Annotated in this window: 15 protein-coding genes and 1 riboswitch; of the genes, 11 read left to right on the forward strand and 4 right to left on the reverse strand. The window is 74.0% G+C overall.

Translation table 11 applies throughout. The features are described 5' to 3' along the window. Window positions 1–20 precede the first annotated feature (20 nt). From ACZ3YO_RS07540 to ACZ3YO_RS07550, 3 genes are all read left to right on the forward strand, one after another. Entirely contained in the window at window positions 21–1,292 is a 1,272-nt protein-coding gene (locus ACZ3YO_RS07540) for a carboxylate--amine ligase (protein WP_465566091.1), read from the forward strand. Next, entirely contained in the window at window positions 1,289–2,503 is a 1,215-nt protein-coding gene (locus ACZ3YO_RS07545; protein WP_465566094.1) for an FAD-dependent oxidoreductase, read from the forward strand. The genes ACZ3YO_RS07540 and ACZ3YO_RS07545 overlap by 4 nt, the downstream gene beginning before the upstream one ends. A 202-nt stretch (window positions 2,504–2,705) precedes the next feature. After that, window positions 2,706–3,992: a glycoside hydrolase family 16 protein gene (locus ACZ3YO_RS07550; RefSeq protein ID WP_465566097.1), complete on the forward strand. Its 1,287-nt coding sequence runs from the start codon at window positions 2,706–2,708 to the stop codon at window positions 3,990–3,992. 153 nt (window positions 3,993–4,145) lie between these two features. On the opposite strand, the gene ACZ3YO_RS07555 is transcribed toward ACZ3YO_RS07550, so the two are convergent. Then, window positions 4,146–4,820 carry a GTP cyclohydrolase II gene (locus ACZ3YO_RS07555; RefSeq protein WP_465566100.1) on the reverse strand — a complete coding sequence of 225 codons (675 nt, stop codon included), beginning with the start codon at window positions 4,818–4,820 and terminating at the stop codon, window positions 4,146–4,148. A 381-nt stretch (window positions 4,821–5,201) separates the two neighbouring features. Continuing rightward, window positions 5,202–6,197: an ArsR/SmtB family transcription factor gene (locus ACZ3YO_RS07560; protein WP_465566102.1), complete on the reverse strand. Its 996-nt coding sequence runs from the start codon at window positions 6,195–6,197 to the stop codon at window positions 5,202–5,204. Between the two features lie 458 nt (window positions 6,198–6,655). On the opposite strand from ACZ3YO_RS07560, the gene ACZ3YO_RS07565 reads away from it, so the two are divergent. The 5 genes from ACZ3YO_RS07565 (at window position 6,656) to ACZ3YO_RS07585 (ending at window position 10,662) form a co-directional block, all read left to right on the forward strand. Beyond that, on the forward strand, window positions 6,656–7,006 hold the full coding sequence (locus ACZ3YO_RS07565) for a hypothetical protein (RefSeq protein WP_465566105.1): 351 nt from the start codon (window positions 6,656–6,658) through the stop codon (window positions 7,004–7,006). 335 nt (window positions 7,007–7,341) lie between these two features. Next, window positions 7,342–8,223, forward strand: a complete 882-nt coding sequence (locus ACZ3YO_RS07570) for an AraC family transcriptional regulator (protein ID WP_465566107.1) — start codon at window positions 7,342–7,344, stop codon at window positions 8,221–8,223. 74 nt (window positions 8,224–8,297) lie between these two features. Continuing rightward, window positions 8,298–8,801, forward strand: a complete 504-nt coding sequence (locus tag ACZ3YO_RS07575; RefSeq protein WP_465566110.1) for a DinB family protein — start codon at window positions 8,298–8,300, stop codon at window positions 8,799–8,801. A 175-nt stretch (window positions 8,802–8,976) separates the two neighbouring features. After that, complete coding sequence (locus tag ACZ3YO_RS07580) at window positions 8,977–9,885, forward strand: NADP-dependent oxidoreductase (RefSeq protein ID WP_465566113.1); 909 nt, start codon at window positions 8,977–8,979, stop codon at window positions 9,883–9,885. 12 nt (window positions 9,886–9,897) lie between these two features. Then, the gene (locus tag ACZ3YO_RS07585; RefSeq protein ID WP_465566116.1) at window positions 9,898–10,662 is read left to right on the forward strand and encodes a VOC family protein; all 765 of its coding nucleotides are present in this window, start codon (window positions 9,898–9,900) and stop codon (window positions 10,660–10,662) included. Window positions 10,663–10,792: 130 nt separating this feature from the next. Here the strand turns inward: ACZ3YO_RS07585 and lnt are convergent, their stop codons facing one another. Both lnt and cobN read right to left on the reverse strand, forming a co-directional pair. Beyond that, a complete protein-coding gene (gene lnt, locus ACZ3YO_RS07590; RefSeq protein WP_465566119.1) occupies window positions 10,793–12,346 on the reverse strand; it encodes an apolipoprotein N-acyltransferase in 1,554 nt (517 codons plus the stop codon). A 121-nt stretch (window positions 12,347–12,467) separates the two neighbouring features. Then, entirely contained in the window at window positions 12,468–16,082 is a 3,615-nt protein-coding gene (gene cobN / locus ACZ3YO_RS07595; protein WP_465566121.1) for a cobaltochelatase subunit CobN, read from the reverse strand. 108 nt (window positions 16,083–16,190) lie between these two features. After that, window positions 16,191–16,276, reverse strand: a riboswitch (cobalamin riboswitch). A 132-nt stretch (window positions 16,277–16,408) separates the two neighbouring features. Between cobN and ACZ3YO_RS07600 the strand changes: the two genes are divergently transcribed. Genes ACZ3YO_RS07600 through ACZ3YO_RS07610 form a run of 3 tightly spaced genes read left to right on the forward strand, consistent with a single transcriptional unit; the run spans window position 16,409 to window position 19,772 of the window. Continuing rightward, entirely contained in the window at window positions 16,409–17,635 is a 1,227-nt protein-coding gene (locus ACZ3YO_RS07600; RefSeq protein WP_465566124.1) for a cobalamin biosynthesis protein CobG, read from the forward strand. Beyond that, window positions 17,632–18,258, forward strand: a complete 627-nt coding sequence (locus tag ACZ3YO_RS07605; protein ID WP_465545031.1) for a precorrin-8X methylmutase — start codon at window positions 17,632–17,634, stop codon at window positions 18,256–18,258. The genes ACZ3YO_RS07600 and ACZ3YO_RS07605 overlap by 4 nt, the downstream gene beginning before the upstream one ends. Beyond that, window positions 18,255–19,772 carry a precorrin-2 C(20)-methyltransferase gene (locus ACZ3YO_RS07610; RefSeq protein ID WP_465566128.1) on the forward strand — a complete coding sequence of 506 codons (1,518 nt, stop codon included), beginning with the start codon at window positions 18,255–18,257 and terminating at the stop codon, window positions 19,770–19,772. The genes ACZ3YO_RS07605 and ACZ3YO_RS07610 overlap by 4 nt, the downstream gene beginning before the upstream one ends. The last annotated feature ends 20 nt before the right edge of the window (window positions 19,773–19,792 follow it).

Below are 19,792 nucleotides of genomic sequence, written 5' to 3' on the forward strand. Positions count from 1 at the left end.
ATCAAGAGGAGGTGCGACACATGAACCGGGACGATCACACCAACCCGGCCAGGCTGGACCTGGACCGGAATACCGCGGTCCTGCTCGTCAAGGTGGGGAGGTATCCGCTGGCGCACGGCCCGGTCGGCGTGGTGCGGTCGCTGGGCCGCGCCGGGGTGGCCGTCCACGCGATGGTCGAGGACCGGCTGACACCGACGGCGCTCTCCCGCTACCTGACGCGCGCTTTCGTCCGGCCCACCAACGGGTGCGAGAGCACCGACCACCTGCTCTCGGCCGTCCGGGGCGTCGGCCGGGCGATCGGCCGCCGGTGCATCGCCCTGCCCACCGACGACGAGGCCGCCGTCCTGCTCGCCGAGCACGCCGAGGAGCTCGCCCCGTACTTCGTCCTGCCCCCGGTGCCCGCCGGGCTCCCACGGCGACTGGCCAACAAGGCCGCCATGCACGCGATCTGCGAGGAGCACGGCATCCCGGCACCCGTCACCGTCGCCCCGGGCGACCACGACGAGCTGCTGAAGGCCGCCTGGACCTGTGGCTACCCGCTGGTGCTGAAGAACCTGGAGCCCTTCACCCGGCTCAGCCGCCCCGTCGTCCCGAACACCACGATCGTGCACGACGAGCGGGAACTGCTGGCCAGTTGCCCGCCGGAGGGCCGGTTCTCGGTCCTGGCCCAGGAGTACCTGCCGCCGGAACGCTCCGAGGACTGGATCACGCACCTGTGCTGCGGCCCCGGAGGCGAACCACTCGCCGTCTTCACCGGGCGCAAGCTGCGCTCCTACCCGCCCGCGGGCGGATTCACCACCCGGGCCGTCGCACTGCCCAACCCCGAGCTGGCAGAGCTGGCCACCGGCCTGTGCCGGGCGATCGGTTACGGCGGCATCGCCGATCTGGACTGGCGCCTGGACCTGCGTGACGGACGGTACAAGCTCCTCGACTTCAACCCCCGTACCGGCGCCCAGTTCCGGCTGTTCGAGACCGAGAACGGCCTGGACGTCGTCCGCGCCCTGCACCTGTCCCTCACCGGCCGCCCGGTCCCGCCCGGGCCGCAGCTGAACCGCTTCTACGGGGTCGGGCATTTGGACGTGCTCTCGGCCGCGGTCACGCTCTGGCGCGAACGGCAGCCGTTGCCCGATCTCCGGCCCCGCCGGTCGACCGAGCGCGCCTGGCTCTGCGGCGACGACCTCGCACCCGCCGCCGCCATGGCGGTCCGCTTCGGCGGCCAGGGGACTCAGCGCGTGGCCGATTACGTGTGGCACGGGATCGCCGCGCGTCTCACTTCTGGAGGCTCGACATGATCTCTCCCAGTCCGGTACCCGTCGCGATCGTGGGGGCCGGCCCGTACGGGCTGTCCGTCGCGGCCCACCTGAAGGCAAGGGGCGTGGCCGTGCGCGTCCTCGGCGTGCCGATGGGCAGCTGGCGCGCGCGGATGCCGGTGGGGATGTTCCTCAAGTCCACCCCCCGGGCCTCCTCGATCTCCGACCCCGAGGGCCGCCACGCTCTGAACGACTTCCGCGCAGCCGAAGGCCGTGCGTGGGTGGGCGACCGGTACGCGGTGCCGCTCGACGAGTTCGTCCGCTACGGGGACTGGTTCCAGCAGCGGTGCGTGCCCGAGGTGGAGCGTGCCGCCGTGACCCTGGTCGAGGCCGCCCCGAGCGGCTTCCGGCTCTCCCTGGACACCGGGGAGGCGTTCACCGCCCGGACGGTGGTCCTGGCCCACGGCTTCCCGCCCTACGCGAGGATTCCCGCCGAACTTCGGCCGCTGGCCGGGGCCGGCCTCGCCTCGCACACCTCGGAGCACGCGGACCTGGCGAAGTTCGCCGGCCAGCGGGTGGCGGTGATCGGAGCCGGACAGTCGGCGCTGGAGAGCGCCACGCTGATGCGCGAGGCGGGCTCCGAACCCGTCCTGGTCGCGAGGACCGCGCACCTGGTCTTCGGCGACCCGCCCGACTCCGACCGGCCGGGCGACCGGCCGTGGCCGCAGCGGGTGGCGAAGCCGGCCTCGCCGCTGGGGCCGGGCTGGTCGTTCACCGCGTTCTGCCGGGCGCCCCAGGCCTTCCGTTACCTGCCGGACCGCACCAGGGCCGACCTGGTCCGGACGATACTCGGACCGTCCGGAGCGTGGTGGCTGCGCGAGCGGGCGCTCGGCCGGTTCCCGCAGCTCACCGGGCACGAGGTGGTCTCGGCCGAGGAGGTCCGCGGCCGGGCGCGGCTCCGTCTGCGGGGCCCGACCGACACCCTGGAGGCCGACCAGGTCCTGGTGGCCACCGGCTACCGGGTGGACGTCGAGCGGCTCGACCTGCTGGCGCCGGGACTGCGCCGGGCGGTGACCTGCCGGAACGCGGGCGCTCCCCGGCTGTCCCCGGGCTTCGAGTCCTCCGTACCCGGGCTCTACTTCACCGGTCTGTCCGCCGCCGACACCTTCGGGCCGATGATGCGTTTCGTCTGCGGCACCGGCTTCGCGGCCCGGGCGATCAGCCGGTCGGTCGCCACGGCCGTACGGCCGTGACCGGCCGCCGTACCGGCCCCTGTGCCCCTTATCACAGACGGCCGGTCCCGACACCTCCAGGGGCCGTCCCACCAGGAGTTTTAGGATTGTGCACGATCGATGCCGCGGTTCCGGCCGCGGCATCGGGCTTGCGTACGGACCGAGTCCTCGTTCAGGCTGCTGCGGGTCCACAGCCGGGGGGGAACGAAAGGTCCTCCCACGCATGCCCAAGCATTCGAAGCACCGCCGCAGCACGTTCACCGGCAGACGCCGGATCGCCGTCCTCGCACTCGCGCTCGCCGCCAGCGGGACCGGAGTGGCCGCATGGGCCGCGCCGGCCGCCCCGGCCGAGCCGGTGGTGGTCGACTCGCTGTCGGTCACGCCGGCCGCTCCCGGTGCCGGCGCCCCGGTCACCGCCACCGCCAAGCTGCACGCCACCAAGCGGACCTCGGTGCAGGCCCTGACCATCGCCGTCCGCTCGGCCGACGGCGCGAACTACGACTTCGGCGGGGCGGCTCCGGCGACCCTGACCACGGCGCAGCGGACGTTCACGCCGCAGAGCCGGGCCTTCCCGGCGGGCAAGTACACGTACTTCGTGGCGTACAAGATCGACAACCGCTGGCACAACCTGGCTCCGGTCGGTGCCTTCACCTCGGGCACCGCCCCGACTCCGGCGCCGAGCCCGTCCTCGACGCCGACCGCGTCGCCGTCGGCCACCGCGTCGCCGTCCTCGCCGTCCGCCACTGCTTCGCCGTCATCCCCGTCGGCCAGCGCTTCGCCGTCTTCGCCGTCGGCCACCGCGTCGCCCTCTCAGCCGTCCGGTTCCTCGGCCGCTCCGCTCGGCATCCCCGGCAGCTGGCGTCCGGTCTTCGCCGACGAGTTCAACGGCAGCTCGCTCGACAGCTCGAAGTGGAACCCCAACTGGTTCGGCTGCGCCACCTGCACGACGCCTCCGGTGAACGGCGACGAGTCCGCCGCCTACGCCCCGTCCCAGGTGTCCGAGAGCGGCGGGAGCCTGCACCTGACGGCCGCCCAGAAGCCGGCCACGGTGAACGGCAAGAACTTCGCGTACACCTCGGGGCTGGTCAACACCAACGGCAAGGCCCAGTTCACCTACGGCGCCTTCGAGTCCCGGATCTACCTGCCCGCGGCCGGTTCGCAGGTCGCCAACTGGCCGGCCTTCTGGACCGACGGCCAGAACTGGCCGGCCGACGGTGAGCTGGACGTGATGGAGGGCCTGAGCGGTCAGGCCTGCTACCACTTCCACTCCCCGTCCGGTGGCCCCGGCGGCTGCGCTTCGGGCAACTACAGCGGCTGGCACACCTTCGGCGCCGACTGGCAGCCGGGCTCGGTGACCTACTACTACGACGGGGTGAAGGTCGGTCAGATCACCAGCGGAATCACCTCCTCGCCGATGTACCTGATCCTCAACAACGCGGTCTACGCCTCTGGCCCGACCGCCACCCCGGCCGACATGCAGGTCGACTACGTGCGGGTCTGGCAGCACTGACCCGACCGGTCCGGCACCGTCCGTCCGGCACCGCAGAGCCACTCCGCGGTGCCGGACCGACGTATCCGGCCGACGTGTCCGCCCGACGTGCCGATGGGCCGTGGTGGGTGCCGGGACGGTGGTGTCCGGGTGTGCCGGACGGGCGTCGCCGGCTCAGCCCACGAGCCGGGAGAGCTCGATCGAGTGTCCGGTCCGCTCCACCTTCGCCCGCAGGTAGTGCACGTTGCTGTCGTTCAGGTGCACGCCGGTCGGCACCCGCTGCTCGACGGTGATGCCGAGGGCGGTCAGCTGCGCCGCCTTGTCCGGGTTGTTGCTCAGCAGGTCGATGCCGGTGACGCCGAGGGCGCCGAGCATCTGGGCGGCGGCGGTGTAGTCGCGGCCGTCCTCGGGCAGGCCGAGCGCGGTGTTGGCGTCGTAGGTGTCGAGCCCGGAGTCCTGGAGGGCGTAGGCGTCCAGCTTGTTGTAGAGGCCGATGCCCCGACCCTCCTGACGCAGGTAGAGCAGGTAGCCGCCGGCCTCGGCGATCCGCTCGACCGACTCGCGCAGCTGCGGGCCGCAGTCGCACCGGTCCGAGCCGAAGACGTCGCCGGTCAGGCACTCCGAGTGCAGCCGCACCAGCGGCGTCCCGCCGTTCGTGGTCTCCCCGTTCGTGGTCCGGCTCTGCGCGGTGCTGCCGAAGGCGAGCGCCAGGTGTTCGGCGCCGTCGGCCAGGCCGTGGAAGGTGAAGACCTCGGCCTCGGCGCGGTAGCCGTCCGGGAAGGTCAGCGGGATGCGCACCCGGGAGCGCACCGTGGCGGTGCCGGGCTGCGGCGTGACGTGCTGCGGCATGGACGGGGCCTCCGTGGGCGGTGTGGTGGTCGTTCCTGACCGTACTAGGTCGTTCCAATTTGAACAACTGGCTTTCGGGTGGCCGCGGCGTTGGCAGTGGCGGTGGAGCTGCGACGGTGGCGTCGTGGCGGCGGAGGCTCGCAACACCACGGAATGCGCGGGTGTTCCCGCCCGGCCCGCCCGTCTCACGGTGTGGGCGGTGCGGCCCAGGGCTGCCGGCCGGCCCCGGGTCGGGGAGCGCGGCGCCGCGTCCACCTCCGCCCGGGACCGGCGACAGGGCGCGGGAGGGGAGTCCGCGCCGACGGTGTGGTCGTTGTTCCGGTGGTGGAGTTCAGGGGTGATCTCACGGATGCGCGGTGCTACTGCCTCACCACTGTGGTGTCAGCGGGGGCGGGGGACGGCCAGCAGGTCCGTGGCGCGAGGGGGCTGCTGGTACAGGACGTGTTGTCCGGTGCGGGTGCGGGTGATCAGGCCGGTGCGGTGCAGGATGCCGAGGTGGTAGGAGACCGTGCTGGTGGCGAGGAAGTGGCGTTCGCTCAGCTCCGCGGTGGTGCGGGGGGCGTGCAGGTCGGACAGCAGGCGTGCCCGGGTCGCCCCGAGCAGGGCGTGGACCGTCGGCCCGGTGCGGGTCTCCGGCCCGGGCCGGCAGGGGTAGGCGAACATCGGCTGCCGCGTGGCGGGTCCCGGTATCGAGTCGATGACCACACGTAAGTCTGTGGTGAACAGGGAGGGAGTCAGAACCAGCCCGGTGCTGCCGGAGGTCCGGCCTCGGAAGCGGCTGACCAGACTCAGTTGATCGTCGCTCCAGAGCACTCTGGGATGCAGGGTGGCCAGCATGCCGGACAGGCCGTGGCGGGCGATCGTCTGTGCCCGGTGGCCGATGTCCACCTCCGTGCGCGTACGCAGGGCCGACCACTGCGGGGCGACGGCCCACTCCCACAGCTGGTGCAGCTCGGCCGCCACCCGCTCGGCGAAGTCCTGCTCGCCCCGCTCCAGGGCCTCGCGCAGGACCACGGGAACCACCCGGCCCGCCAGGCGCTCCTCGCTGACACCCTGGGCCATGACCTGCAGCTCCCAGCGCAGACGGGCGGAATCCGTGGTTGCGACCGTGTGCAGTTCCTCCTGCAGTCCGGTCGCCGGGGTCTGAGGCTGCGGTGTCAGGAAGTCCGGCACGTAGTCCCACGACCCGCTGAACAGCGAGCCCAGCAGAACGAGCTTCCGGTCGCGGACTGTCTCCTGGATCCTGCCCCGCCAACTGCCGCCGCCCGGCCGCTTGGTGTCACGCAGGAGGCAGAGCGCGCCGATCGCGGTGCTGAGCGGCGAGATCGCGAACCGGGTGTTCGCGAGGACGGTGCGGTCCATGTCGAGGTAGAGCACGGAACCCCCCGAAGTGAGCTGCCGGCCGCCCGAGCGTCCGGCGTCATGAGTGTTCGAACCTGATCGAACCACTCGAGGGGCAGACCCGTCATCCGGTTCTCTTCATTCGGGAACGGACGGCACGACGCCGATCGCGTCGACCGTCCTCCCTCCCACCGGTCGTCAGGGATGGGCGCACACCCGGATCTGCACGGATGGGGATGGATGCTCCGCGGCGAGTGCCCGGAGCCGTTCGACGGGGAACAGCCATGACTTCGCTCAAGCGTGCTGCGGTGTCCAACGGCAACGTCTGACACCTCCGGGGGTTCACCCACGACGCCCCCCGGTCCCCGAAGAGTGATCTCGGCTCCAAGAGCCCCCGAGCCGGTGTGCGGACTCGCCCGGGAAACGGGCATCCCGTAGGGCTCCGAGGGCACAGCGGGTCGAGGCAGTCAGCCACCGAACACCATGAGACACTGATGATCAGGAAGCGCACCGCCGTCCGCCTCGCCGCCGTCGCCACGGTCGGCTCGGGCCTCAGCGCCGGGATGGCGTCAGCCGATACCACCTTCCCGGCCAACGTGCCCGGTTGTGCCGGGGGCATGCAGGTCAGGTTCTACAGCGGGCACGACCACGTGCAGGGCTACGTGACCTCCACCATGGGCAATTCCTGCTCCGTGGCCCTCTCGCAGTCGAACGGCGGAAGCTCCAGCAACTGGACCAGCAGCGGCACGGTCAGGACCCAAGAACTCCTGGACGCCGGAATCACCTCGTACGTCGTGGTGTGCAACCTGGACCTCGGCCGGTGCGCCACCAGCGCCTCGTACTGACAGCCGTCGCCGGTTCCGTCATGGTCCGGCCCCCCGGGGCGGGGGCCATGACGGAACCGTGACGCACCCCGGGTGCGGTTCACCCGGGTCCTCCCGTCCGTCCGGCCACGCGCTGCGGGTGGCCGGCCCGCCGGCTCCGCAGCCGCACCGGACGGTAGGTCACTTCGCCGTTCCCGCCGCCCGCCGCTGCGTTGGCTCACTGGCTTGCGGGAGAACGAGCTGACTCTCCCCAAGCAGTCCCTGCCGTACCCGACCGGAGCGGGCACAGGATGTCGGGTGCGGCAGGGTGGGTCCTTCCTACGGTGGTGATCAGTAAGAGGAAGGACGGGGCCGGGATGCTGGAACACCTGAACCGGGCGATGGAGCGGATCGAGGGGCACATCGAGGAGCGCCCGGGTGCGTCCGTCGACGTGGCCGAGCTGGCGCGGATCGCGATGACGTCGGAGTACCACTTCCGGCGGATGTTCTCCGCGCTGGCCGGGTTGCCGCTGTCGGAGTACGTGCGGCGCCGGCGGCTCACCCTGGCCGGGGCCGAAGTGCTCTCCGGGGAACGGACGTTGCTCGATGTGGCGGTCCGGTACGGCTACACCTCGGGGGAGGCGTTCGCCCGGGCGTTCCGGGCGATGCACGGCGTCGGGCCGGGGGAGGCCCGGCGCGAGGGTGCGGCGCTGCAGTCCCAGCCCCGGATGTCCTTCCGACTCGTCATCGAAGGGAACAGCAGCATGGAATACCGCATCGTGGAGAAGCCCGACTTCCGGCTGGTCGGCCGGCGGGCCCGGGTCCCGTTGGTGCACGAGGGGGTGAACCCGGCCATCGCCGAATTCATCGGGGGGATCGGCCGGGAGACCATCGACCGGATCTCCGCCCTCTCGGGCCAGGAGCCGGACGGCATCCTCTCGGTCACCGAGTTCTTCTCGGACAGCCGTGAGGAGGGGGTCGAACTCGACTACTACCACGCGGTGGTGGCGGGTGCGGACGCGGTCGTCCCGGACGACCTGGACGTGCGCGAGGTGCCGGCCGGCACCTGGGCCGTCTTCTCCAACACCGGGACCTTCCCGAAGGCCCTCCAGGAGATGTGGCGGGACGTCTACACCCAGTGGTTCCCCTCCAACCCGTACGAGACCCGTCCCGGCCCGGAGATCCTGCGCACCCGCTTCCTGCCGGGGGGCGAGGCCGAGGCGCAGCTCTGGATCCAGGTGGAGCGGTCGGTGCGGTGAACCAGCCTGGGCCGGCGGGGAGTTGGCCGCATCGGCAGCCCCCCGCCGGCCCGGTGGCCTGTTAGGGTCCGCGCATGATGAAGCGCGTGCCCTACCAAGGGGCGGAGAAGGAAAGCCTGTTCGTGGCTCTCGACAGGCACCGCGACGCGGTGCTGTGGAAGCTCGAAGGGCTCGACGACGAGCAGCTCCGGCGGCCGATGACCCCGTCCGGGACGAGCCTGCTGGGGCTGGTGAAGCACCTCGGGGGCGCCGAACTCGGCTGGTTCTGCGAGGCGTTCGGCCGTGAGACCGGTCCGCTGCCCTTCGATCTGGACGAGGACGCGGAGTCCGACATGCGGATCCGGCCGGACGAGTCCACCGCCGACGTCCTCACCTTCTACGCCCGCGCCCGCGCCGCCGCCAACCAGGTGGTGGAGGAGCTGGAGCTGGACGGCCTCGGCCGGGCCTGGTTCGGCGACGAGGTCTCGCTGCGCTGGGTCCTCATCCACATGGCCACCGAAACCGCCCGCCACGCCGGGCACATGGACATCCTCCGCGAACTGCTCGACGGCCGGACGGGCGACCACAGCCGGGGGTGAGGGGTGACGGCCGACGGCTGACAGATGACAGCCGGTGACATCTGTCAGCCGTCGGCCGTCATCCACCCGCCGCCGCCCGCCACCCGCCCGTTCGGCGCAGCAGCCGGGGCCGCGGCCCCGGCCGGACCGCATGCTGGGGCGGGGGGAGGGGGTCCTACCGAGGAGTGGATCGAGGATGGCCAATGCGTTCGGGTTCGTCGGGTACGGCGGGCCGGAGAATCAGGAGTTCCTGGACCGGCCGGTACTGGAGCCGGGCCCGGGGCAGCTGGGGATCACGGTACGGGCGGCCGGGGTGAACCCGGTGGACTGGAAGGTCCGGCGCGGGTGGCTCGGCAAGGACCGCGAGCTGCCGGCCGTCATGGGGCAGGAGGCCGCGGGGGTGGTCGAGCGGATCGGGCCGGGCGTCACGGGCTTCACACCTGGGGACGAGGTGTTCGGGGTCGCCGCGGCCGGGGCGTTCGCCGAGCAGACGCTGCTGCTGGCGGCGATGAGCGCGGTCAAGCCCAAGGGGCTCGGCTTCGCCGAGGCCGCGACGCTGCCGGTGGCCGCGGCGACGGCCGACGACGGGGTCCGGGACGTCGGGGTGGGCTCGGGCCGGACACTGCTGATCCTCGGCATCGCCGGCGGCGTGGGCAGCGCGGCCGCGCAGATCGCCCGCAGCCGGGGGATCCGGGTGGTCGGCACGGCGAGCGACGCCAACCGCGGCTACGTGGAGTCGCTGGGCGCGGTGCAGGTGCGCTACGGCGACGGGGTGGCCGAGCGGATCAAGGCAGCCGTGCCGGACGGGGTGGACGGCATTCTCGACCTGGTCGGCGGGGACGACGTGCGGGCCGCGGCCGAGACGCTGGCCGACCGGTCGAAGCTGGTCTCGACCGTCGACCCGGCCACCGCGGCGGAGCTGGGAGGCCGCTTCATCACCCGCTCCACCACCCCGGCGACGCTCGCCGCGCTGGCCGACCTCGTGGCCGCCGGCGAACTGGACGTGCACATCACCGCCCGCCACCCGCTGGCCCACGCCGCGGAGGCGCTGGCGCTGGTCGAGTCGGGGCACGCGCGCGGCAAACTGATCCTCGAAATCGGCTGAGAGCAGGGCGAGATGAAGCAGAACAAGGTGACCACCGGCGGGCCCTGCTGGGTGGAGCACGGCAGCGCGGACCCGGAGGCGGCCAAACGGTTCTACGGCGAACTGTTCGGCTGGCAGCCGGAGCGCGACGACCGGCCGGAGGCCGGCGGCTACACCTTCATGAAGCTGGACGGCGCGGTCGCCGCCTCCATCACCCCGCTCTACGGGGAGGGCCAGCCGACGGCCTGGAGCGTCTCCTTCGCCGTCGAGGACGCCGACGCCGCCACGGCAAGGATCACCGCGGCGGGCGGGAGCATCGTCGTCGCACCGATGGAGGCGCTGGACTTCGGACGGTTCGTGATCGCGGCGGACCCGTCCGGCGCGGTGTTCGGGCTCTGGCAGGCACGCCGGCTGACCGGTGCCGAGGTGCTCAACGAGCCCGGCGCGCTCGGATGGGTGGAGCTGCTGACCCGGGACCCGGAGGGCGCCCGGGCGTTCTACCCGGCGGTGTTCGGCTGGACGGTACACCCGTCCGAGCGGTACACCCAGTGGGGCCTGGCCGGGGAGGACTTCGGCGGCATGCTGACGATGGACGACCGCTTCCCGCCGCAGGTGCCGCCGCACTGGCTGCCGTACTTCGCGGTCGCGGACGTGGACGTGAGCGCGTTCCGGGCCGGGAACCTCGGTGCGGACGTCCTGATGGCGCCGACCACCGTGCCGGACGGCCCGCGGATCGCGGTGCTGCGCGACCCTCTGGGAGCGGCGTTCGGCGTCTACCTGGCCGGCGAGGAGGGCTGACCGGCTTCGCCGGGTACCGAGCGGCTTCGCCCGGCCCGGAGGGCTGACCGGCTTCGCCCGGCGCCGAGTGCCGAGCGACCGGCTCGGCGAGGACGGACGACCGCCTGGCCCGCCGCGCCGGGCCGCCGGATCAGCCGGTCCGCCTGCGCCACAGCACGACGGTCGCCGCACCCGCCGTGACCAGCAGGGCCGCCGTCGGCACCACGTCGCCGACCCGGTCGTACCAGGTCAGCTCGGTCGGCCCGGTCAGCGGCAGCCGGACCGTCAGAGCGCCGGTGCGCTCGGTGCCGAGCCGGGCCAGTTCGCGGCCCTGCGCGTCGAAGGCGGCCGAGACCCCGGTGAGCGAGGCCTGGACGGCCGGGCGGCCGGTCTCGGCGGCCCGGATCGCGGCCAGCGAGACGTGCTGTTCGGGCGCCCAGGTGCGCTGGAACGTCGAGGTGGAGGACTGGTAGACCAGCACCCGGGCGCCGTCCCGGGCCGCCGTCCGGGACATGTCGGGGAAGGCCGACTCGAAGCAGATCAGCGCCCCGACGGGCAGCGGCGCGCCGCCGCGGTCGGTGGCCGGGAGGACGTGGAACGCCGTCCCCGGCGCCCGGTTCTCGCCTGCCGCCCGGCTGACGCCCGCGATCCAGCCGAGCACTGGGCGCAGCGGGATGTACTCGCCGAACGGCACCAGCCGGATCTTGCGGTAGCGGTCGACGGTGCCGGCCGGCGAGACCAGCACCGCGTCCTTGGAGATCCGTCCGTCCGCCTTGCGGGCGTCCTCGCCGGCCAGGATCTCGGCGCCGGCGGCCGCGGCGAGCCGGCGCAGCCGGTCCAGCGCCGCCGGGTCGCGGTCGAGGTCGGCGGTGGTGCTGGACTCGCCCCAGACGACCAGGTCCACCGGCCGCCCGTCGAGCGCGGTGGTGGCGGCGGCACTGGCCTCGAACCGGGCCTGCGGGTCCTCGACGATGCCGGGCTGGACCAGTGCGACGGTCAGTGCCCCGTCCCGGGCGGGCGCGGCGCGCAGCGAGAACAGCGCGGGACCGGCCGCCAGCACCAGTACGGCGGCCAGCGCCGCCACGGCGCGCGGGCGCCGGCCGGTGGCGGTCAGCATGATCAGCACCCCGGTGTTGACGGCCACCACGGCGGCGCTGACCAGCCAGATCCCGCCGGCCGAGGCCAGCGCCAGGACGGCCGGGTGCTGCCACTGGGTCGCGCCGAGCAGCGCCCACGGCCCGCCGAGGGCGTGCCAGGAGCGCGCGTACTCGGTGGTCAGCCAGACCGAGGGGACGACGACCAGGGCGAGCAGGGCCCGCCGTGCGGTCAGCGGCGGGTGCAGCAGCCGCCACACGGCGTACCCCACCCCCGCCTGCAGCGCCCCGAACAGCACCGCGAGCACCGGCAGGGCCGGCCCGACGGAGGGGATCAGCCAGTACATCGCGGTGAGGATGAACCCCGCGCCGAACCACCACCCGCGCACCGCCGCCTCGCGCGCCCCGGGTGCCCGCTGCATCACCAGCAACCCGGGCACCAGCGCCACCCAGGCGAGTGACGCCAGCCCGGGCGCGGGGAAGGCGAGTACCGGCACCGCCCCGGCCGCCAGCGCCCCCACCCGGGCGCGGTAGCGGTGGGCGGGGAGGCCACGGTCCCGGGCGGCGGACGCCCCCAGGGCGGGCGGGGTGAGCGTGAGGCGGCGCGACATGCCCCGTATTGTCCGCTCGGGAGGCCGTTGCTGCCAGGCTTCGGCACGCGATGTTGACGTCGGTGACGCGCGCGGCCGCCGCCCCCCGGGGCCGGGGGGCGGCGGCCGCAGCGGACGGGTGTCAGCCCTCGTCGCCCTCGAGGTCGCCCTCGGTCTCCAGGAAGGCGGCCTGGAGCTGCTCGATCAGCTCCGGGTCGGGCTGCTCCCAGAGGCCGCGGCTCGCCGCCTCCAGCAGGCGCTCGCTGATGCCGTGCAGGGCCCAGGGGTTGGCGCCGGCCAGGAACTCGCGGTTGACCGGGTCGAGGACGTACTCCTGGGTGAGCTTCTCGTACATCCAGTCGGCGACGACCCCGGTGGTGGCGTCGTAGCCGAAGAGGTAGTCGACGGTCGCCGCCATCTCGAAGGCGCCCTTGTAGCCGTGGCGGCGCATCGCCTCGATCCAGCGCGGGTTGACCACGCGGGCGCGGAAGACGCGGGCCGCTTCCTCGGTGAGGGTGCGGGTGCGGACCGTCTCCGGGCGGGTCGAGTCGCCGATGTAGGCGGTCGGGGCCTTGCCGGTGAGGGCGCGGACGGTGGCGACCATGCCGCCGTGGTACTGGAAGTAGTCGTCCGAGTCGGCGATGTCGTGCTCGCGGGTGTCGGTGTTCTTCGCGGCGACGGTGATCCGCTTGTACGCGGTCTCCATCTCCTCGCGGGCCGGCCGCCCGTCGAGGCCGCGCCCGTACGCGTAGCCGCCCCAGACGGTGTACACCTCGGCGAGGTCGGCGTCGGTGCGCCAGTCGCGGCTGTCGATCAGCTGGAGCAGGCCGGCGCCGTACGTGCCGGGGCGGGAGCCGAAGACGCGGACGGTGGCCTTGCGCTCGTCGCCGTGGACGGCCAGGTCGGCCTGGACGTGGGCGCGGACGTGGTTCTGCTCGGCGGGCTCCTCCTGGGCGGCGGCCAGGCGCACCGCGTCGTCCAGCAGGGCGACCACGTGGGGGAAGGCGTCCCGGAAGAAGCCGGAGATGCGCAGGGTGACGTCGATGCGCGGGCGGCCCAGCTCCTCGAGGGAGATCGGCTCCAGGCCGGTGACCCGGCGCGAGGCGTCGTCCCAGACGGGGCGGACGCCGAGCAGGGCGAAGGCCTCGGCGATGTCGTCGCCGGCGGTGCGCATCGCGCTGGTGCCCCAGAGCGACAGTCCGACCGAGGGCGGGAAGGCGCCGTCGTTGTCGGCCGTGTAGCGCTCGACCAGCGAGGCGGCGAGCGCCTGGCCGGTCTCCCAGGCGAGCTTGCTGGGCACGGCCTTCGGGTCGACGGAGTAGAAGTTGCGGCCGGTCGGCAGCACGTTGACCAGGCCGCGCAGCGGCGAGCCGGACGGCCCGGCGGGGACGAAGCCGCCCTGGAGGGCGTGCAGCACCGCGTCCAGCTCGTCGGTGGTGGCGGCCAGGCGCGGGACGACCTGGGTCGCGGCGAAGGTGAGCACCTCGTGGACGGCCTCCGGCAGCCCGGCGGCGACCTTCTCGACCGCCCCGGCCGCCCAGTCCTCGGCCTCCATCGCCTCGACCAGGGCGCGCGCCTGTGCCTCGGCGGCGTCGGTGGCGCCCAGGGTCAGCGCGGCCTCGTCCAGGCCGAGCGCCTCGCGCAGGCCGGGCAGGGCGCTGACGCCGCCCCAGATCTGCCGGGCGCGCAGGATGGCCAGCACGATGTTGACCCGGTCGGTGCCGGCCGGCGCCTGGCCGAGGACGTGCAGGCCGTCGCGGATCTGCGCGTCCTTGATCTCGCAGAGCCAGCCGTCGACGTGCAGCAGGAAGTCGTCGAAGCCGTCGTCCTCGGGGCGCTCGTCCAGGCCGAGGTCGTGGTCCAGCTTGGCGGCCTGGATCAGCGTCCAGATCTGGGCGCGGATCGCGGGCAGCTTGGCCGGGTCCATCGCGGCGATGTTGGAGTGCTCGTCCAGCAGCTGCTCCAGGCGCGCGATGTCGCCGTAGGAGTCGGCGCGGGCCATCGGCGGCACCAGGTGGTCGACCAGGGTGGCGTGGGCGCGGCGCTTGGCCTGGGTGCCCTCGCCCGGGTCGTTGACCAGGAACGGGTAGACCAGCGGCAGGTCCCCGAGGACGGCGTCCGGGCCGCACTCGGCGGAGAGCGCGGCCGTCTTGCCGGGCAGCCACTCCAGGTTGCCGTGCTTGCCGAGGTGGATCACCGCGTCGGCGCCGAAGCCGCCGTCGGCCTGCGCGGCCGCGATCCAGCGGTAGGCGGCCAGGTAGTGGTGGGACGGCGGGAGGTCGGGGTCGTGGTAGATCGCGACCGGGTTCTCGCCGAAGCCGCGCGGCGGCTGGATGAGGACGAGCAGGTTCCCGGAACGGATCGCGGCCAGCACGATGTCGCCGTCCGGGTTCTGCGAACGGTCGACGTACAGCTCGCCGGGGGCCGGGCCCCAGTGCTCCTCGACGTGCGTGCGCAGCGCCTCGGGCAGCGTGGCGTACCAGCGGCGGTAGTCGGCGGCGGGGATGCGGACCGGGTTGCGGGCCAGCTGGTCCTCGGTGAGCCAGTCCTGGTCGTAGCCGCCGGCCGCGATCAGTGCGTGGATGAGCGCGTCGCCCTCGTGCTGGTCCTCCGCCACGGTGTCCAGGCCGGGCAGGTCGGTGCCGAGGTCCATGCCCTCGGCGCGCAGGCGCTCCAGCAGGCGCATGGCGCTGGCCGGGGTGTCCAGGCCGACGGCGTTGCCCACCCGGGCGTGCTTGGTCGGGTAGGCGGAGAGGACGAGCGCGAGCCGGCGCTCGGCGGCCGGGATGTGCCGCAGCCGGGCGTGCCGGACGGCGGTGCCGGCCACCCGGGCGGCGCGCTCGGGGTCGGCGGCGTAGACGGTGAGGCCGTCCTCGTCCAGCTCCTTGAAGGAGAACGGGACGGAGATCAGCCGGCCGTCGAACTCGGGGACGGCGATCTGGGTGGCGGTGTCCAGCGGGGAGAGGCCGTCGTCGCTGGCCTCCCACTGGGCGCGCGACCAGGTCAGGCAGAGGGCCTGAAGGATCGGCCGGTCCAGGGCGGCGAGCGCGCCCGCGTCCCAGGCCTCCTCGTCGCCGCCGGCCTGCGCGTCGGCCGGGCGGGTGCCGCCGGCGGCGAGCACGGTGGTGACGATCGCGTCGGCCTCGCCGAGCGCGGCCAGCAGGTCGGCCTCGGCACCGCGCAGCGAGGCGCAGTAGTAGGCCCGGGCCTGCGCGCCCTGGTCCTCGATCGCCCGGCAGAGCGTCTCGACGAAGGCGGTGTTCCCGCTCATGTGGTGGGCGCGGTAGTACAGCACGGCGACGGTCGGGCCGTCGGTCGTACGGGCCTCGCGGACCAGCGGGCCCCAGGCGGGGGCGGAGGCCGGCGGGGCGAAGCCGTGGCCGGTGAGCAGCACGGTGTCGGAGAGGAAGGCGCCCAGCTCGGCCAGGTTGGCCGCGCCGCCGTGGGCGAGGTAGGCGTGCGCCTCGGCGGCGATGCCGGCGGGCACGGTGGACAGCTCCATCAGCTGGGCGTCGGGCGCCTGCTCGCCGGTCAGCACGATCACCGGGCGGGGGCCGGCCAGCAGCGCGTCCAGGCCCTCCTGCCAGGCACGGCGCCCGCCGAGCAGGCGGACCACCACCAGGTCGGTGCCCTCCACCAGGGCGGGCAGTTCCCCGGGCGAGAGCCGGGCGGGGTTGCCGAGGCGGTAGCGGACCGGCCCCTCGGAGGCACGGGCACTGAGCAGGTCGGTGTCGGACGTCGACAGCAGCAGAATCATGCGAAGGCCCTCCCGGCCTCGATGGCGGGCATGGGCACAGGTGTGCGGCGGCGCATGGCTTTCAAGCCTTCCTCGGGGTCCGCGCCCCGGGCCGGTGGAGAACGGCAGGAGTTCCTGGCTCCCACGGCCTCCCGGAACTCCGGTGAACCGTGGTCACAGTGGCGGGACCGCACCGGGCTTGCACCGGTTTCCTCCCCTGCGCCGTCGCTGGCGTGTGGGCGGCCCGCGGGGGCCGCCCGGCAGCATCGTACGGGGTGCGGCTGACCTGGGGGAGTACGTCCGAACGTGTGACCCAACGGACGGAGGCAACCGATCGGATCATCTGTATGCTCGCGGCCATGCCACCGACACCCGACGCCACCACGCCGGGCGCCGCCGCGCCCGACCGGGGGCGCGCGGACGCCTGTCCGGGGGCCCTTCGTCTGCACACCGCCGACGACGGCGCCCTGGCCCGGGTCCGCCTGCCCGGCGGTCTGCTGACGACCCGTCAGGCTCTGGCGCTGGCCGAGGCCGCCGAGGCGCTGGGCGACGGCGGGGTGGAGACCACCTCGCGCGGCAACGTCCAGCTGCGCGGCCTGGCTTCGGGCTGCGGGCAGGAGCTGGCCGAGCGGCTGCGCGCCGCCGGGCTGCTGCCCTCCGAGACCCACGAGCGGGTCCGGAACATCGTCGCCTCACCCGGCCCCTCGGGTGGCCGCGCGGACGTGCGGGCCTGGGCGCGGGAGCTGGACGCCGGGCTCTGCGCGAGCGGCTGGGCCACCGGGCTCTCCGGCAAGTTCCTCTTCGCACTGGACGACGGGCGGGGCGACGTCGCCGCACTCGACGCCGATGTGACATTGATCGCAGGCTCGGACGACGGGCCGGACGGCACGGCGCTGCTGCGCCTCGGCCGGGCCGCCACCGCGCGCGCCGTCCCCCTGGCCGGCGCGGTGGACGCCGCGCTGGCCGCCGCCCGGGAGTTCCTGGACGCGCTGCGGGAGAGCGGGCGGAAGGCCTGGCACCTGCGCGAGGTGCCCGACCTGCTGCCGCCCGGTACCGTCCCGCTCCCCGCCCTGCCAGGCACGCCCCCGCCGCTCGGCGCGCTGCCCGGCGGGCTCTCCGTCGGCCTGCGCTTCGGCCGGGCCACCGCCGCCCAGTGGCGCGAGCTGGCCGGGGCGTCGGCCGGAGAACTGCGGCTGACCCCCTGGCGCGGCGCCGTCCTGCCCGGGGCGTCCGCCGACCGGCTGCCCGCGCTGGCGGCCGCCGGGTTCCGCACCGAGCCCGGCACCGCCTGGGACGGCGCGAGCGCCTGCACCGGACTGCCCGGCTGCGCCAAGTCCCTGGCCGACGTCCGCACGGACGCGGCCCGGGCGTTGGATCTCGCGGCGGTGCCGGGCGGCGGGCTGCGCGTGCACTGGTCCGGGTGTGAGCGGCGCTGCGGCCACCCGGCCGGAGCATGGGTGGACGTGCTCGCCACCGGGCAGGGCTACCGGGTGGCGGTGGACGCCGCCACCGTGGACGTGACGAACGAGGAGATGGCCGAGGCGGTCGCCGAGGCCCGGAGGACCACGAAGTGATCGAGTACGAGAAGGACGGCGCGTCCATCTACCGCCAGTCCTTTGCCACCATCCGGGCCGAGGCCGACCTCGCCGCCCTGCCCGCCGACGTGGCCCAGGTCGCGGTGCGGATGATCCACGCCTGCGGGATGACCGACCTGGTCGAGGACCTGGTGTACTCGCCCGGCGTGGTCGCCTCCGCACGCGCTGCGCTGCACGCCGGTGCGCCGATCCTCTGCGACGTCAACATGGTCGCCAGCGGCGTCACCCGCAAGCGGCTGCCCGCCGACAACGAGGTGCTCTGCACCCTCACCGACCCCTCGGTGCCCGAGTTGGCCCGGAAGATGGGCAACACCCGCAGCGCCGCCGCCATGGAGCTGTGGCTGCCCCGGCTGGAGGGTGCGGTGGTCGCCGTCGGTAACGCGCCGACCTCGCTGTTCCGCCTGCTGGAGCTGATCGAGGCGGGCGCGCCGCGCCCGGCCGCGGTCATCGGCGTCCCGGTCGGCTTCATCGGCGCGGCCGAGTCCAAGGAGGCCCTGGCCGTCCACCCGTCCGGCCTGGAGCACCTGGTGGTGCGCGGCCGGCGCGGCGGCAGTGCGATGGCCGCCGCCGCCATCAACGCGATTGCGAGTGAAGAAGAGTGACGGCGCACCAGGCTCCGACCGGTCGGCTCTACGGGGTCGGGCTCGGCCCCGGCGACCCGTCCCTGGTGACCGTCCGCGCCGCCGAACTCATCGGCAAGGCCGACGTGGTGGCGTACCACAGCGCCCGGCACGGCCGCTCGATCGCCCGGTCCATCGCCGAGCGGTACCTGACGGGTGGTCAGATCGAGGAGAAGCTGGTCTACCCGATCACGGTCGAGACCACCGACCACCCCGGCGGCTACCGGGGCGCGCTCGACGACTTCTACGAGGAGGCCGCCGCCCGGCTGGCCGCCCACCTGGACGCCGGCCGCGACGTCGTCGTCCTCGCCGAGGGTGACCCGTTCTTCTACGGCTCCTACCAGCACATGCACAAGCGCCTCGCGCACCGCTACCCGGCCGAGGTCGTCCCCGGCGTGACCTCGGTCAGTGCCGCCGCCGCCCGGCTCGGGCAGCCGCTCACCGAGGCCGAGGAGACGCTCACCGTCATCCCCGGCACGCTGCCCGAGGAGGAGCTCACCGCGCGGATCGCCTCCGCCGACTCCGCCGTGATCATGAAGCTGGGCCGCACCTTCCCGGCCGTCCGCCGCGCCCTGGAGCGGGCCGGCCGGCTGGACGACGCCCAGTACGTCGAGCGCGCCTTCATGGACGGCGAGCGCACCGCGCCGCTGGCCGACGTGGACGCGGAGACCGTCCCGTACTTCTCCGTCGCGGTGCTGCCGAGCAAGGTCGCGCCGCTGGAGCCCGAGGCGAAGCCCTCCGAGGGGCTCGGCAGCGTCACGGTGATCGGTACCGGCCCGGCCGGTCCGCTCTGGCTCACCCCCGAGGCGCGCGGCGCCCTCGCCGCCGCCACCGACCTGGTCGGCTACACCACCTACCTGGACCGGGTGCCCGCCCGCCCCGGCCAGCAGCGGCACGGCTCCGACAACAAGGTGGAGTCCGAGCGCGCCGAGTTCGCCCTCGACCTGGCCCGTCGCGGCCACCGGGTCGCGGTCGTCTCCTCCGGCGACCCGGGCGTCTTCGCGATGGCCACCGCCGTGCTGGAGGTCGCCTGCGAGGAGGCCTACCGGGACGTGCCGGTGCGGATCGTCCCCGGGATGACCGCCGCGCACGCGGCCGCCTCCCGCGCCGGCGCCCCGCTCGGCCACGACTACGCCGTGGTCTCGCTCTCCGACCGGCTCAAGCCCTGGGACGTGGTCGCCAAGCGCCTGCGCCTCGCCGCCGAGGCCGACCTCGTGCTCGCCCTCTACAACCCGGGCTCGCAGTCCCGAACCACCCAGGTCGGCCTGGCCCGAGACCTCCTGCTGGAGTACCGCGCACCGGAGACCCCGGTGGTGATGGCCCGCGACGTCGGCGGCCCGACCGAGCGCGTCCGCACCGTCCGCCTCGCGGACCTGGACCCGGCCCAGGTCGACATGCGCACCATCCTGCTCATCGGCTCCTCCCAGACCCAGGCCGTCGAACGCGGAAACGCCGCCGAGGTCGTCTGGACCCCCCGCCGCTACCCGGAGGCGTGAGCGCCCGGAGGGGGAAGTCG

The sequence above is a fragment of the Kitasatospora sp. NPDC022785 genome (assembly GCF_055561295.1).